This is a genomic window from Actinomadura sp. NPDC049382, from assembly GCF_040677125.1.
Classification (GTDB): Bacteria; Actinomycetota; Actinomycetes; order Streptosporangiales; family Streptosporangiaceae; genus Spirillospora; species Spirillospora geliboluensis.
This window is the reverse complement of record NZ_JBFARO010000058.1, coordinates 36,063-50,773: the sequence shown is the minus strand read 5'-3', so window position 1 is coordinate 50,773 and position 14,711 is coordinate 36,063. Positions and strand designations below refer to the sequence as shown.

11 protein-coding genes are annotated in these 14,711 nt (G+C 74.4%); 6 read left to right on the top strand and 5 right to left on the bottom strand.

Annotated features, from left to right (window positions below):
• Positions 1-385 (bottom strand): winged helix-turn-helix domain-containing protein (locus tag AB0K34_RS28250; protein WP_364551969.1); only part of this gene is annotated, 385 nt, incomplete at its 3' end.
• A 50-nt stretch (positions 386-435) separates the two neighbouring features.
• Between AB0K34_RS28250 and AB0K34_RS28245 the strand changes: the two genes are divergently transcribed.
• From AB0K34_RS28245 to AB0K34_RS28225, 5 genes are all read left to right on the top strand, one after another.
• Positions 436-867, top strand: coding sequence for a limonene-1,2-epoxide hydrolase family protein (locus AB0K34_RS28245; RefSeq protein WP_301177956.1), 432 nt, complete (start codon positions 436-438; stop codon positions 865-867).
• Between the two features lie 101 nt (positions 868-968).
• Positions 969-1,607 (top strand): hypothetical protein, encoded by a 639-nt coding sequence (locus AB0K34_RS28240; RefSeq protein ID WP_301177955.1) that lies wholly within the window; start codon positions 969-971, stop codon positions 1,605-1,607.
• A gap of 115 nt (positions 1,608-1,722) precedes the next feature.
• On the top strand, positions 1,723-2,778 hold the full coding sequence (locus AB0K34_RS28235) for a hypothetical protein (RefSeq protein WP_301177954.1): 1,056 nt from the start codon (positions 1,723-1,725) through the stop codon (positions 2,776-2,778).
• A 92-nt stretch (positions 2,779-2,870) separates the two neighbouring features.
• On the top strand, positions 2,871-4,001 hold the full coding sequence (locus AB0K34_RS28230) for a sensor histidine kinase (RefSeq protein WP_301177953.1): 1,131 nt from the start codon (positions 2,871-2,873) through the stop codon (positions 3,999-4,001).
• The gene (locus tag AB0K34_RS28225; protein ID WP_301177952.1) at positions 3,998-4,660 is read left to right on the top strand and encodes a response regulator transcription factor; all 663 of its coding nucleotides are present in this window, start codon (positions 3,998-4,000) and stop codon (positions 4,658-4,660) included. Before AB0K34_RS28230 ends, AB0K34_RS28225 begins: the two co-directional genes overlap by 4 nt.
• A 4-nt stretch (positions 4,661-4,664) precedes the next feature.
• On the opposite strand, the gene AB0K34_RS28220 is transcribed toward AB0K34_RS28225, so the two are convergent.
• The 4 genes from AB0K34_RS28220 to AB0K34_RS28205 form a co-directional block, all read right to left on the bottom strand.
• Positions 4,665-6,770 (bottom strand): MMPL family transporter, encoded by a 2,106-nt coding sequence (locus tag AB0K34_RS28220; RefSeq protein WP_301177951.1) that lies wholly within the window; start codon positions 6,768-6,770, stop codon positions 4,665-4,667.
• A gap of 91 nt (positions 6,771-6,861) precedes the next feature.
• On the bottom strand, positions 6,862-8,265 hold the full coding sequence (locus AB0K34_RS28215; RefSeq protein WP_301177950.1) for a tryptophanase: 1,404 nt from the start codon (positions 8,263-8,265) through the stop codon (positions 6,862-6,864).
• Positions 8,262-9,398, bottom strand: a complete 1,137-nt coding sequence (locus AB0K34_RS28210) for a tryptophan dimethylallyltransferase family protein (protein WP_301177949.1) — start codon at positions 9,396-9,398, stop codon at positions 8,262-8,264. The genes AB0K34_RS28215 and AB0K34_RS28210 overlap by 4 nt, the downstream gene beginning before the upstream one ends.
• A 179-nt stretch (positions 9,399-9,577) precedes the next feature.
• Entirely contained in the window at positions 9,578-12,493 is a 2,916-nt protein-coding gene (locus AB0K34_RS28205) for a BTAD domain-containing putative transcriptional regulator (RefSeq protein ID WP_364551964.1), read from the bottom strand.
• Positions 12,494-12,710: 217 nt separating this feature from the next.
• Here AB0K34_RS28205 and AB0K34_RS28200 point away from each other — a divergent pair, with 217 nt between their 5' ends.
• A complete protein-coding gene (locus AB0K34_RS28200) occupies positions 12,711-14,690 on the top strand; it encodes an N-6 DNA methylase (RefSeq protein ID WP_301176491.1) in 1,980 nt (659 codons plus the stop codon).
• The last annotated feature ends 21 nt before the right edge of the window (positions 14,691-14,711 follow it).

Genomic DNA, 14,711 nt, shown 5'->3' with positions numbered 1-14,711 from the left:
CAGGTTGAACACCGTGACGGCCAGCCCGTAGCCGCGCTTCGGGTCGGAGTAGATGCCCCGCGCCGCCTGGGTGCAGCCGCCCTTGCCCAGCTCGGGCGTCGACGTCGTCGCGCTCGACGGCGATCCGGTAGCCGGCGGGCAGCCCCTCGACCGGCGCCGCGTCCCCGAGCGCGCGGCGCAGCCGCGACACCTGCGACTGGAGCGCGTTCGCCGCGCCGCTCGGCGGGTCCTCCCCGTAGAGCCCGTCGATGAGCCGCTCCGCCGGGACGAGCCGCCCCGCGTCCAGCAGCAGCATCGCGAGCAGCGCCCGCACCCGGGGTCCGCCGATCGGCACGGCGTCCCCGCCGGCCCGGGCCTCGACCGCTCCAAGGATGGCGAACTGCATGTCCGGATTCTCCCGCACTACCGTGGTGGTCCCGACCCTGGAGGAGCGCCATGACCGAGACCCAGATCGTCACCGACTTCCTCTCCGCGCTCGAGGACCTGGACGTCGACCGCGCCCTGGCCCACGCGGCGCCCGGCATGGTCTACCAGAACGTCCCGCTGCCGCCCGCCCGCGGCCTGCCCGCCGTGGAGAGGACGCTCCGCTCCATGACCCGCTACGGGACGGGCTTCGAGGCCCGCGTCCACAACATCGCCGCGAACGGCCCGGTGGTGCTCACCGAGCGCACCGACGTCCTGGAGCGCGGGACGTGGCGCGCCGAGTTCTGGGTCTGCGGCACCTTCGAGGTGCACGGCGACCGCATCACCCTCTGGCGCGACTACTTCGACTGGACGACGTTCCTGGCCGCCTCCGCCAAGGGCCTCGGCGGCGTCCTGCGCGCCGCCCTCGGCCCCCGCCCGCACCGGCGGCCCACGCCCCGCTGACGCGGCGGGGCGGCCCGCGGATCACACCCGCGCCTGTTCCGGACAACCGCTGGTGAAACGATCTAGCCACTGCCATGATCGTCGCGCGGAGGTGGTGGATCATGGCGGATTCGGGGGCCGGAGCCCGATCGGGGGTGCCGCGGGGGAGGCCCGCCGGGCGCCGTCGCAAGAGGATCTTCATCATCGGTGGGGCCGTCCTGGCGGTGCTCGTCCTGGTCGTGGGCGCGACCGTGGCATGGACGGTCGTCCTGCCGGGCGTGAACGGGCGCGGCGAGCACACGAAGGTGCCCGACGCCCTGTCGGTCCTGGACTCGACGAAGGGCCTCGACCAGCGCATCACGTCCAAGCTGGAGGTCCAGATGGACAGCGGCTGGCGCCGCACCGGCGGCGGGCACTACACCGACAAATCGGAGGCGATGTGGTCGGCGTTCGCCGGACAGGTCCAGGTGAACCTGAGCCTGCACCGCTATAAGGCGACCGCGCTGAAGCCGGGTGCGGACGCCGCGTCCGAGGCCATGGGCAAGGCCGGGGCCAGCGGGACGCGGCAGCCCATCGCGGGGCTGGGGGACGAGGCGTTCGGCGTTCCCGTCACCAGCGGCTACGAGATCCACGTCCGGCACCGGAACGTCACCGTGCACACGTCGTTCGTCGCCCCGGCCAAGTCGTTCGACGACCTGAAGGCCTACGCCCGGCCGATGGCCGAGACCGCCCTGGCCCTTCTTGAGGAGGCCAACCGCTAGCCAGGGGCGTCCCGCCCCCCGGCGGGGACCCGCGCACCGTAGCGCAAACTTGCCAGTATTTCCTGTCACGGTTGCTACAAGCGCCGGTGCCGGGCCGTTCGCGATCATGCCCGGCATGAGACGAGCATGGATGATCGGAGCGGTGGCGGCCCTCGTCGCCGGGCTGGCGGCCGCGCCCGCCCACGCCGGCGAGAGCCCCTGGCGGACGGCGGACGCACCGGGAGGGCTGTGGCCCGAGAGCGGCCTGAACGAGGTGGCCGCGGTCGGCGCGCGGGACGTGTGGGCGGCCGGCTTCGAGGGCCTCGCCTGCGTCGACTGGTCGTGGCCGGGCATGGGCGCGGGCTCGGTGTGCAGCTTCAACGCGGTCGTCCGCCACTGGAACGGCACCGGCTGGGAGAACCGCAACCCGCCCGGCGCCTGGAAACTGGAGACCACGGACCTCGACGCCTCCTCTCCCGAGAACGTCTGGCTCTCCGGCGCCAAGATGGGCGAGGGGTACCTCGCCCGCTGGGACGGCTCCCGGTGGACGCAGATCGCGCTGCCCGAGGAGTGCAAGACCGCGACGTACCTCCAGCTCGAAGCCGTGGACGGCGGCGTCTGGGTCAGCAACGGCTGCCTGGCCCGCTGGCAGAACGGCACCTGGACGACCTACGGCAACACCGTCGGGTTCATCCACAGGACTTACGCGGTCGGCGACACGGAGCTGTGGGGCGCCGGCAGCCTCCTCGGCCCCTACCGGCCCGGCATCGCCCGCTGGGACGGCGACACGTGGGTGCCGGCGGACGACGTCCCGGACGGCTACACCCAGCTGGCGGTGGCGGGCCCCGGCCACGTCTGGGTGGACGGCCCGGGCAAGACCGAGCTGATGCACCGCACCGCCGCCGGCTGGAGCGCCGCTCCCAAGCCGCCGTCCGCCTACCTCGCCTACACCCTCGGCGAGGACGGCTCCCTCTGGACCGGTACAGACCCAAGCAAACCCGGAGCCGTCTTCTACCGCTTCGACGGCGAGCAGTGGCAGACGATCCCGATGCCCGCGCAGACCGGCACCGGCTCCCGCAACCGGGGCGGGTTCGACTACACCGCCCTCCCCGGCACGGGCAACGGCATGATCGCGGTCGGCACGGCCCCGGGCGGCGGCCCCCTCGCGATGACGAACCAGCCGGCCTCCTGACAACGGGCGCGCGCGGGTACTGCGGGCGCGGTAGCGGGGCTCTCGTCCGCGCGCAGGATCCGCACGCGCCGACACCCCGCTAGCGTGCGCGTATGAGCACAGCTTTGTCCGGTGTCTGGCGCCGGACCAGGGGATGGGCGGGCGCGGCCGGTGTGGCGGCGGTGCTCCTGATCAGCGCGCTGACAGGGGAGCACCCCGCCACCGACCTCGACGCGCTCGGATACGCGCTGGTGGTGGTCAGCGGTCTCGTGCTGGCCGCCGGGCGCCGCGCCCCGATCGCCGTCCTGGCCGTCACCGGGCTGTGCGCCGTGGGCTACAGGGCGGTCGGCTTCGACGTGCCCGCCGTCGCGTACCTGGTCGCGGTCTACACCGCCGTGCGCTCCGGGCACCGGATCGTCACCCTGGCCGTCAGCGTCGCGCTGCTGCTCGCCCTGCCCTTCGCGACCATGGCCTCTCCGGCGGACGGGTCGATGAGCGAGGCGTTCGCGCAGGCGCGGGGCGTGCTGGAACTGGCCTGGCTGATCGCCGCCGGCGCCGCCGGGGAGGCGCTGCGGCAGGCCGAGCTGCGGGCGGACGAGGCCGAGCGCACCCGCGAGGAGGCCGCCCGGCTGCGCGCCACGCAGGAGCGGCTGCACATCGCGCGGGAGCTGCACGACTCGCTCACCCACCAGATCTCCATCATCAAGGTGCAGGCCGGGGTCGCCGTCCACCTGGCCCGCAAGCACGGCGAGGAGGTGCCGGAGGCGCTCCTCGCGATCCAGGAGGCGGGCCGCGAGGCGACCCGCGAGCTGCGCGCCACCCTGGAGACGCTGCGGGAGGACGCCGCGCCCCCGCCGCACGGCCTCGACCGCGTCCCCGACCTGGTGGAGCGGGCGCGCACGACGGGCCTGGAGACGACGCTGACGATCGAGGGGCAGCGGCACGAGGTGCCCGCCGCGGTCGACCGGACCGCCTACCGGATCGTCCAGGAGTCGCTCACCAACACCGTCCGGCACGCCGCCGCCGCGACCGCGTCGATCCGGATCGACTACCGGCCGGGCACCCTCGCCGTCCGCGTCGACGACGACGGCAAGGCCAGGCCCGGCGCCGCCCCGGTGCCCGGCGTCGGGCTGCTCGGGATGCGCGAGCGCGTCACCGCCCTCGGCGGCCGGCTCCGCGCCGAACCCCGCGACGAGGGCGGCTTCAGCGTCCAGGCCGAGTTCCCCGTGGGGCGGCCCTCGTGATCCGCGTCGTGCTGTGCGACGACCAGCCGCTGCTGCGCCGCGGTTTCCGGGCGCTGCTCGACGCCGAGGACGACATCGAGGTGGTCGCCGAGGCGGCCGACGGCGCGGAGGGCCTCGAACAGATCGCGAGGCACCTGCCCGACATCGCCCTCGTCGACATCCAGATGCCCGTCATGGACGGGATAGAGACGACCCGCCGCATCGCCGCCGACCCGGCGCTCTCCGGCGTCCACGTCGTCATCCTGACCAACTACGGCCTCCACGAGTACGTCTTCAACGCGCTGCGCGCCGGCGCCGCCGGATTCCTCGTCAAGGACATCGAGCCGGAGGACCTCCTGCACGCGGTGCGGGTCGCCGCGCGCGGCGACGCCCTGCTCGCGCCGTCCATCACCCGGATGCTGATCAGCCGCTACGTCGCCCGGCCGCTCGACGCGGGCGGCGGCGCCGGCCTGGAGGAGCTGACCAACCGCGAGCGGGAGGCCGTCACCCTGGCCGGGCACGGCCTCACCAACGACGAGATCGCCCACCGCATGGCGATCAGCCCGCTGACCGCCAAGACCCACATCAACCGGGCCATGACGAAGCTGGGCGCGCGCGACCGCGCCCAGCTCGTCGTCCTGGCCTACGAATCCGGCCTGGTGGCCCCCAGCGGCCGCTGAGAGGTCAGACCCGCACCCGCTCCGCGGCCGGTTCGGGCGGCGTCGCCACCGCCGCCCGCCGTCCCGGCATCCACCAGTTCGCCTTGCCGCACAGCTCCATCACAGCCGGCACCAGGACCATCCGGACCACGGTGGCGTCGATGAGCACGGCGACCGCCATGCCGAGGCCGATCTGCTTGACCGCGACGTCCGGGCCGAGCAGCGACGTCGTGAAGACGGCGACCATGATGGCGGCCGCGGCCGTGATGACCTTCGCGGTCCGGCCGAGCCCCCGCGTGACGGCCCGGCGGGTGTCGCCGCACCGCTCGTACTCCTCCCGGATCCGCGAGATCAGGAAGACCTCGTAGTCCATGGACAGCCCGAACAGCAGCGGGAACATCATCATCGGCACCCAGGTCGTGACCGGCATCTCGGTCGGGAAGCCGAAGAGCGAGCCGAGCCACCCCCACTGCACCACCGCGACCAGCACGCCGTAGGCGGCGCCGATCGACAGCAGGTTCAGCACGGCCGCCTGCACCGCGATCGTGACCGACCGGACCAGCGCGACCAGCAGCACCAGCGACAGCGCGATGACGACCCCGATCATCAGCGGCAGCCGCGCGCCGATGTCCTCGGAGAAGTCGATCGTGCCCGCGTTCGGCCCGCCCACGTGGACGCCGTCGGGCAGCACCTCGTCCCGCAGCTCGTGCACCAGGTCCGCGGTCGCCTCGTCCTGGTACCCGGTCTTGGGGAAGGCGAGGAACGCGGCGGCCTTCCCGTCCCGGCTGACCTCCGGCGGCGTGACGTAGGCGATCCCGTCCTGCCCGCCGACCGCGCCGGCGACGGCGCGCAGGTCCGTGTTCGCGGACGCGAACACCAGCGGCGCCCCGAACCCCGGCCCGAACCCCTCGGTGAGGATCTCGTGCGCCGCGTAACTGCTCCGGTCATGGGGCTGGACGCTCGCGTCCGGCAGGCTCAGCCGCATCGACAGCGCCGGAGCGGCCAGCACCAGCAGCCCCGCGCCGGCCAGCACCACGGCGGCCAGCGGCCGGCGCTGCACCGCGCCGGCCCACCGCTCGGCGAGCGGCCGCCGCTCCCGGACGCGCCGCACCGCGCCGATCCGGCGCCCGGTGAAGCCGAGGAACGCCGGCACCAGCGTCACCGAGGCCGCCATCGTGACCAGCACGGTCACCGCCGCGGCCACGGCCACGCCCGTCATCAGCCGCTGCCCCATGGCGGTCAGCCCCAGCAGCGCGATCACGACGGTCAGCCCGGCGAACAGCACCGCGTGCCCCGCCGTGGTGATGGCCTTGACCACGGCCCCCTCCGGCTCGTCGCCGTCCGCCAGGCCCTCCTTGTACCGGGTCACGATGAACAGCGCGTAGTCGATCCCGACCCCGAGCCCGACCAGCGCCGCGACGAGCACCGTGAAGTCCGGCGACGGCACCAGGTGCCCCACCAGCTTGATCAGGGCGATCCCGCCGGTGATCGCCATCAGCGCGGTCACGATCGGCAGGCCCATCGCCACCAGCGACCCGAACGCGATGAACAGGATCATCGCCGCCGCGAGCACGCCCACGCTCTCCGCGGGCCCCTGCGGCGGCGTCTCCGCCTTCTCCGCCATGTCCCCGGCCAGCCCGAGCACCACACCGCCGCCGGACGCCTCCTTCACCGCGTCCACCAGCGGCTCGACGTCGGACTTCGCCGGGTCCACGTCCGTCAGCGGAACGGTCGTCCGCGCGATCCGCCGGTCCTTCGTCACCAGGCTCGCGTCCGTGTACGGCGACACGACGGGCCCGGTGACGGGCGAGGCGTCCAGCTCCGCGACGACCTTCTCGACCGTCCTGCGCGCGGCCGGGTCGTCGAGCCCCTTCTCCGCCTTGACCGCCAGCGTGAGCGTGTCCCCCTGCCGCTCGGGGAAGTGCTTCTCGATCAGCGCCTGCGCCTTGGCGGACCCGGAGTCCCCGCCGGTGAAGTCGTTGTCGGACTGCGCGCCGTACCCGAACCCGGCGAACGCCACGGCGATCACCCCGGCCACCCACAGCAGCAGCACCAGTCGGCGGCGCCGGTAACAGAACCGGGCGAGTCCCGCCAGAGCCCCGCCCGCGGGGGGAGCCTCGGTTGGCATCATCGTCTCCTCGAGTCATTGAGCGTCCCGCCCAATGCTCGCGATCGAACCCCCGCCCCGTCGTCGCCCCAGAGCAGGCAAAACCCACCCCGCCCTACCGCCCCCGAAGTACTCCCCCCGCAGTACTCACCGGTTCGAGCCGGACGCGGAAGTGCCGGAGGACGGGGGCCTGCTCGGTGATGCGGTAGCCGGGGACGCTGCCCGGGTCGCCGGCGATCCGGGCGAGGACGTCGCCGACATGGTCGAGGTGCCCGCGGGTGTAGACCCTGCGCGGCAGGGCGAGCCGGACCAGTTCGTACGGCGCGCTGATGACCGGTTCGCCCTGCTCGTCCTCCCGGCCCAGATACAGCGAGCCCAGTTCGACCGAGCGGATGCCGCCCTCCAGGTACAGCTGGCAGGCCAGCGCCTGCCCGGGGAAGCGGTGCGCGGGGATGTGCCGCAGCAGGCGCCCGGCGTCGAGGTAGATCGCGTGCAGCCCCGGCGGCTCGACGATGCCGACGCCCGCGGCGCGGGCGCGTCCGGCCAGATGCCCGGCGGCCTGCTCGCGGGAGGCGAGGTAGTCGGGGTCGAGCGCCTCGGCCAGCCCGAGCGCCATCATGTCCAGGTCGCGGCCCGCCAGCCCGCCGTACGTGGGGAACCCCTCGGTGGCGATCAGGAGCAGCTCGCACCGCTGGGCGAGCGCGCTGTCGCGCAGCCCCAGGAACCCCCCGACGTGGACGATCCCGTCCTTCTTGGCGCTCATCAGGCAGCCGTCGGCCAGCCGGAACGCCTCCTGCGCCACCTGCCGGGGCGTCCTGCCGCGGTGGCCGTCCTCCCGGCGGGTGACCAGCCAGGCGTTCTCGGCGAACCGGGCCGCGTCCAGGAACAGCGGGACGCCGTGGCGGCGGCACACCGCGGCGGTCTCGGCGAGGTTGGCCATGGAGACCGGCTGGCCGCCGCATCCGTTGTTCGTGACCGTCATCAGCACCAGCGCGACGCGGGACGCCTCCGGGCCGTCGAGAACGGCCCGCAGCGCCTTGATGTCGATGTTCCCCTTGAACGGCCCGGGGCCGTCCAGGTCACGCGACTGCGGGCAGGGAAGGTCGCGGGCCTCACCGCCGGCGAGTTCCACATTGGCGCGGGTCGTGTCGAAGTGCGTGTTGCTGAGGGTGAGTCTGCCCGGCCCCGCCAGGGTGGAGAACAGGATGCGTTCGGCGGCGCGGCCCTGGTGCACCGGCAGGATGTGCGGATAGGACGTCAGTTCCTCGACGGCGTCGCGGAAGCGGTGGAACGACGCCGACCCGGCGTAGGACTCGTCGCCCGCCATCGCCGCCGCCAGCTGCCCGGCCGACAGGGCCCCGGTGCCGGAATCCGTGAGGAGGTCGATGGTGACCTCCTCGGCGCGCAGGTCGAACAGGTTGTAGTGCACCCGCCGCAGCGCCGCCTCGCGCTGCGGCCGCGTCGTGCGCGGCAGGGGTTCGACGGCCTTGATCCGGTACGGCTCCATCGGCCCGGTCACCGCCCCGCCAGCATGGGGCCGGGCTCACCGCCGCCGGGCGCGCCGAGCACGCTCCGGCGGGCGGGCTTGACCCGGTACGCCTCCGAGGACAGGTAGACCGTCACGCGGGGCGGGCAGCGGTCGGCGTGGGCCAGCGTCAGGTAGGCGATCAGCCCCACACCGGCGTCCAGGGAGCGGGACGTCAGGCCGGCCAGCGCCCTGTCCAGAGGCCGGTCGTCGATGCCGTACCGGCGCAGCGCGTCCACCGCGCGGTCCCTGGCCTGCCGGTCGTCCTGGACGTAGTCGCGTACGGGGACGTGCACGGAGTAGCCGCTGGGCCGGTCGGGACACGCCCGCGTGAACGAGAAGCAGGAGACGAGCGGCCGCCGCCGCAGCCGCCGTTCGCCGGCGACGAGGCCGATGAACTCCTCCACCCGTCCGGGGTGGTCTCCCGCCACGGCGCGGGAGACGCCGGCGGCCTCCGCGGCGGAGAAGTCCCGGTGCCTCACATAGACCTTGACCCGCGGAGCGGGCCAGGCTCCCAGGTCCAGCGCGAAGAACAGGAAGTCCTCGGGACGGCCGGCCTGGCGCCGCAGCGCGGCGAACGCGTTCCCGAACCCCAGGCGGGCGAGCGCCTCGGCCACGGCATCGGCCGCGCGCCCCGGGCCGTCCGCCGCGGGGTTGAGATAGACCTTCGCCCGGGGGCGGCCGTCCGGGAACTCCAGGGCCAGCCACAACGCGAACGGCCCGTGCGGGACGGCGGGGAAGAAGATGTCGGAGAGCGTGCGCAGGCGGGCGCACGACAGGACGCCGCGCCCGGCCAGCCGCTCGGCCGCCCGGAGCCCGATGCGGCCGCTGCGGACCATGTCGTCGGTGTAGCCGGGCTCCAGCAGCACCCGGGGGACCGGCGCCGCGCCGGGAGAGAAGGCCAAGGACAGCTCCACCGGCGAGTGGTCGTCGGACACGAAGCTCCGCGCATTCGGCGGATCCAGCAGCGACAACGGCGCGAGCGGTTCCAGCATGGTGTCCAGCAGGCCCAAGGCCGCGTCCTTCCCGGTTCCGGCCGCTTCGCAGAGCGCCGCCGTCTGCCGCCGCACATGCTCGCCGAGCCGGGGGCCGGGGCCGCCCGGTGAGCCTTCACTGTCCCCGAGCACGGGACCTCCCAGATCAAGGACCGGGCCGCCGCCCGGTTCGGTGTCGCGCCGCCGGCGTGCTGGGCGGGGGCCTCCGCGGCCGGCGCGCTTTCCGGTGCCACAGGGCGACGATCGCCGAGCGGGCTGTCGCGCCGGTCGCTCAGCGGTCGCGCACCGGTCGCCCGGCGGTCACGCGCCGGTCACCTCTCGCCGGGCTCCCGGCGGAAGGGCGAGATCTCGTCCACCACGGCCAATGCCAGGTCGACGCAGTCCTCGGCCGTGTCGCCGCTCTTCCATGCCTCCGCGTACGACTCCTCGCAGAGTGCACCGCGCACCAGGCGCTCGGCCTCGGCGTGCGCGGCCTGGAACGGCGCGAGGCCGATCATCGCGACTCCCGTCGCCGTCCGCATCCGGTGCGCGGCGCCCAGCAGCACGGCCGAGTGCCGGTGGTGCCCGATGGCGGCGGCCGTCCACGCCAGGGCCTCCACGTCCCACACCGGCCCCCACTCGTCCTCGACGGACCGCTGCCGGACGACGGCGTCCCGCAGGAGCGGCAGGGCCCGGACGGGCTTGCCGTGCCACAGCTCGGCGAGCCCTGTGGACCACAGCGCCCAGGAGGCGAGCCACGTGGCCCGCGCGGTCTCGGCCTCCGCGCGGAACACCTCGCAGGCGTGGAAGGCGGTGTCCCGGGTGCCGAGGAAGACGGCGGACATGGCCCAGAACATGGTGGCCATGAGGGCGTCGCCCGGACGGTCCGCCGCCGTGAACCCCTCCCGGGCGCGGGCCAGCAGGTCGAGTGACCGCGCGTCGCTCTGGATCAGCAGGTCGTGAACGCCTTCGAGGTAGGCCGACTCGGGGGAGTGTGGGCCGACCGAGGCGCGGCACTGCGCCATCGCGGCGGGCACCGCCGCCCGGTCCCCCTGGACGATCACCAGGAAGGCCCGCATCGCCGCCGCGTGCGCGCACACCGCCGCCGGCGGCCGGTCGGACCGGGCCGACAGCCGCTCCAGCCAGCGGCGGCCCTCACCCATCGTGCCGCTGAAGAACCACGACCGCGCCCGGATGAGACCGACCGCGATCTCCAGCCCGGTGCCGGCGTGCCCGGGGGCGCCGGCGCAGAACTCCAGGGCGGCGCGGAGGTCGGGCAGTTCGCGGCGCAGCCGCCGCAGCCAGGCGACCTCGTCCGGCCCGTACCACTCGGTGGCGGCGCGGACCGTGAGATCGCGGTAGTGCCGGCTGTGCCGGTCCCGCATCTCGTCCTGGCCGCCCAGCTCCCGGAGGCTCCGCCACCCGTAGCCCCGGATGGTCTCCAGCATGCGGTAGCGGGTCCCGCCCCCGGTGTCGCCCGCCATCACGATCGACTTGTTGACCAGGCCCGCGAGCAGATCCATCACCTCGTCGCGGGCGATGCCCTCGCCCGCGCAGACCGCCTCGGCCGCCTCCAGGTCGAACCCGCCCGCGAAGACCGACAGCCGCGCCCACAGCAGCCGCTCGCCGGCGGTGCAGAGCTCGTGGCTCCAGTCCACCACGCCGCCCAGCGTCTGCCGGTAGCGGCCGCCGGTGCGGGCGCGGGGCATCGACAGCAGCCGGAAGCGGTCGTCCAGGCGCGCGAGGATCTCCTCGACGCCGATCGAGCCGAGCCGCACCGCCGCCAGTTCGATGGCGAGGGGGATGCCGTCCAGGCGGCGGCACAGCTGGACGACCGCGTCCCGGTTGCGGGCGGTGACGGCGAAACCCGGTACGGACGCGGCGGCCCGGTCGGCGAGGAGCCGGACGGCGTCCGCGCGGCCGGCGGGCCCGTCCGCGGCGCCGCGCCGCGCGCCCTCCTCGCCCGGGACGGCGAGGCCCGGGACCACGAGCACGTGCTCGCCCGGCACGCCGAGCCGCTCCCGGCTCGTCGCGAGGATCCGCAGGCCGGGCGCCGCCCGCAGCAGCCGCAGCGCCAGCGCGGCGACGGCCTGGACCAGGTGCTCGCAGTTGTCCAGGACGAGGAGCACGCACCGGTCGCGCAGATGGTCGGCCACCGCGTCGGCCGGGGCGCGCGCCGACTGGTCGCGCAGGCCGAGCGACTCGGCGACCGTCCGGTCCAGCTGCTCGGCGTCGGTCCGCGGCGCGAGCACGGCCAGGTCGGCGAGCCACGTCCCGTCGGGGAACGACGAGGCGGCCTCGGCCGCGACCCGCAGCGCCAGCCGCGTCTTGCCCACCCCGCCGACTCCGGTCATCGTGACGAGCCGGGCGCCGTCGAGCGTCCGCCGGGCCTCCGCCAGCAGGCGCTCGCGGCCGACGAAGGTGGTCGTCTCGGCCGGCAGGTTCCCCGGCCGGCGGGTTCGCGGCTCCGCGCCGGGGCCGGGCGCCGGGCGGAGCTCGGGGGCCGCGGCGAGGATCCGCCGGTGCAGGTCCTGCAGCTCCGCCCCCGGATCGATGCCCAGCTCGTCCGCGAGCAGCGCGGTGACCGTGCGGTAGCACTCCAGCGCCTCCGCCTGCCGGCCGCACTGGTAGAGCGCCCGCATGCGCTGGGCCCAGAAGCGCTCGCGCAGCGGATGCGTCCCGATGAGGTTGCGCAGCTCCGGAAGCACGTGGGCGGCGCGGCCCAATGCCAGATCGGCGTCGATGCCCAGCTCGACAGCGTCCAGGCGCTGCTCGGTCAGGGCTGGGACGACGCCCTGCAGCAGGTCGGGCGGCAGGTCCGACAGGGGCTCGCCCCGCCACAGCCCCAGCGCCTCCCGCAGCAGGGCCGCCGCGCGGCCGGCCGCGCGGCCCGCCTCCAGTTCGGCGCGCCCCTGCCGGACGAGCGCGCCGAACCGGTGCAGGTCCAGGGCGTCCGGCTCGACCTCGACCAGGTAGCCCCGGGGGTGGGTCAGCACGATCCCGGCACCGCCCTCGCCGAGCGCGCGCCGCAGCCGCATCACGTAGTTCTGCAGGGTGTTCCGGACCTGCGCCGGCGGGCTCTCGCCCCACAACCGGCCCGCCAGCGTGTCGACGGGCACGACGTGACCGGCGTCCACGAGCAGGGCGGCCAGCAGGAGCCGGAGCTTGGTCGCGCCGATCGGCAGCGGCACCCCGTCCCGCCGGACCTCCAGGGGCCCGAGCACCCCGAACTCGTGCCGCACCCGCATCACGCAATAGTAAACGATCCGTCACTTTGACGTCGCTATAAGTAATCGCAGTACCGTGAATTCTGTCGAGAGGATGTTGTGAACGTGATCAACTAATGAATCGGCGAATGCTCGACGCGCGATGGTGACCGCTGCCGGCGGCGACGTGAATCAGATCAACCGGCGTGGTAGGCACTAGGGTGATGCCGGTCCTGAAGGTCGGCTGAAGGGAGCGCCGGTGGCGAACGACGCGACGGTGACCGCGGCGGACATCGCCCGCCTGGCCGCGGTGGGACGCGCGGCCGTGAGCAACTGGCGCCGCCGGCACGACGACTTCCCCCAGCCCGTCGGCGGGACGGCGGTCAGCCCGACGTTCTCCCTCACCGAGGTGGAGGACTGGCTGCGCGGCCAGGGCAAACTCGCCGACTCGCCCGTCCGCGAACGCGTCTGGCAGACGCTCCGCTCGGCAGCCTCCGAGGGCATGGACCTCGCCGACGTCCTCACGTTCGCCGGCGCGTTCCTGCTCCATCTGCGCGCGCGCCCCGGCCGCTGGGCGGAACTGTCGGACGCCCCGGACGCGGAGATCGCGCGCGTCCTGCCCGACGAGATTGCGCACACGCTGCCCGGCGCCGTACCCGCGCCGCCGTCGCCTGGCCCGATCGTCCGCGCCCTGTCGCAGCTCGTGGACGAACTGGGCGTTGCCGAGACCTTCGAGTTCCTGCGCACCCGCTACCTGGAGCACCACAGCCGCCGCGTGTACGTGACACCGGAACCGGTCGTCCGGCTGATGCTCGAACTGGGCGGGCCCGCGCGCACTGTCCTCGACCCCTCCTGCGGGACGGGCGCCTACCTGAAGGCCGCCCAGGCGCTGTTCAAGGACGTCGAGCGGCTCCTCGGCCAGGAGATCGACGACACGACGGCGCGCATGTCCGCGATCCAGCTCGCGCTGCGCGGCGCCCCCGCCGAGGTCTGCCCCGGCGACTCGCTCCTCGCCGACGCCTTCCCCGGGCGGACGGTCGACCTCGTCGTCTCCAACCCGCCGTTCAACGACCGCGGCTGGGGCTACGAGCAGCTGACGGGCGACCCGCGCTGGGAGTACGGCCTGCCGCCGCGCATGGAATCAGAGCTCGCCTGGATCCAGCACGGCCTCGCCCACGTCGAGCCAGGGGGGCATGTCGTCATGCTCCTGCCGCCGGCTGTGGCGGTCCGCCGCTCCGGGCGCCGCGTCCGTGCCGAACTACTCCGGCGTGGGACGCTCCGGGCCGTCATCGGCCTGCCCCCGGGCGCGGTGCCGAACATGGCCGTCGCGCTGACCGTGTGGGTTCTCCGCCGTCCGGCCCCTGGCGACACACCCGCGGACGACGTCCTGATGGTCGACACATCGTCCGACCCCGACAACTTCCGGCAAACCGCCCTGGACGCCTGGCGCCGCTACGCGAAGGGCAAGCCCCCAGGGACGGACTCCAGCGTCGTCGTGCGCATCATCGACCTGCTGGACGACGAAGTCGATCTCACCCCCGCCCGCTACCTGCCGCAGCGGAGCGCACCGACGGCGGAAGGCTCGTTCGTCGCCGCCCGCGAACGCCTAGAGAATCAGGCCGCCGAACTACCGCGCGTGGTCGCCGAACTGTCGTCCCTCACGCAGGCTCGCGCGCGCGCCGACGTCCCTATGACCACCATTGGTGAGCTGGCCAAGGCGGGCGTGGCGGAGATACTCCGTCCCCCTGCCAAGGTCCGGATGGGCGAAGGGAACGTGCCCGTCCTGACCCTGGACGACGTCGCTCTAGGACGGCAGCCCACGGGAACTGCCGCCCCCGACCCCGACCACGTCGAGGTGGCCCCCGGCGACATCGTCGTCTCGCTGTCCGCACGCCATCCCGTGGCCCGCGTCATCACCGAGGAGGGCCCGGTGCTCGGCCCTGGCCTCGCCCTCGTGCGCGCCGACCCGGCCCGCACCGACCCCGACTTCGTCGCCGGCTGGCTGCTGCTCGGCGCGCAGGGCGCCCGGCTGCGCAGCTCGACGTCCTCCGCCCGCTTCGACGTCCGCCGCGCCCGCCTGCCCCGCCTCACCCTGGACGAGCAGGCCGAACTCGGGCGGGCGTTCCGCAAGCTCACCGAGCTGGAGGCCGCCCTCCGCGACACCCACCGCCTCGGCGCCGACGTCCTGCGCCTCGGCCTCGAAGGGCTCGGTGCGGGCACCCTCCACCCGTCCGACTGACGCCGGTACGCTGCCTGCACG

Coding starts and splice junctions, on each gene's coding strand:
- AB0K34_RS28240 (WP_301177955.1), top strand. CDS start 969: ATGGCGGATTCGGGGGCCGGAGCCCGATCGGGGGTGCCGCGGGGGAGG.
- AB0K34_RS28230 (WP_301177953.1), top strand. CDS start 2,871: ATGAGCACAGCTTTGTCCGGTGTCTGGCGCCGGACCAGGGGATGGGCG.
- AB0K34_RS28220 (WP_301177951.1), bottom strand. CDS start 6,770: ATGATGCCAACCGAGGCTCCCCCCGCGGGCGGGGCTCTGGCGGGACTC.
- AB0K34_RS28235 (WP_301177954.1), top strand. CDS start 1,723: ATGAGACGAGCATGGATGATCGGAGCGGTGGCGGCCCTCGTCGCCGGG.
- AB0K34_RS28245 (WP_301177956.1), top strand. CDS start 436: ATGACCGAGACCCAGATCGTCACCGACTTCCTCTCCGCGCTCGAGGAC.
- AB0K34_RS28205 (WP_364551964.1), bottom strand. CDS start 12,493: ATGCGGGTGCGGCACGAGTTCGGGGTGCTCGGGCCCCTGGAGGTCCGG.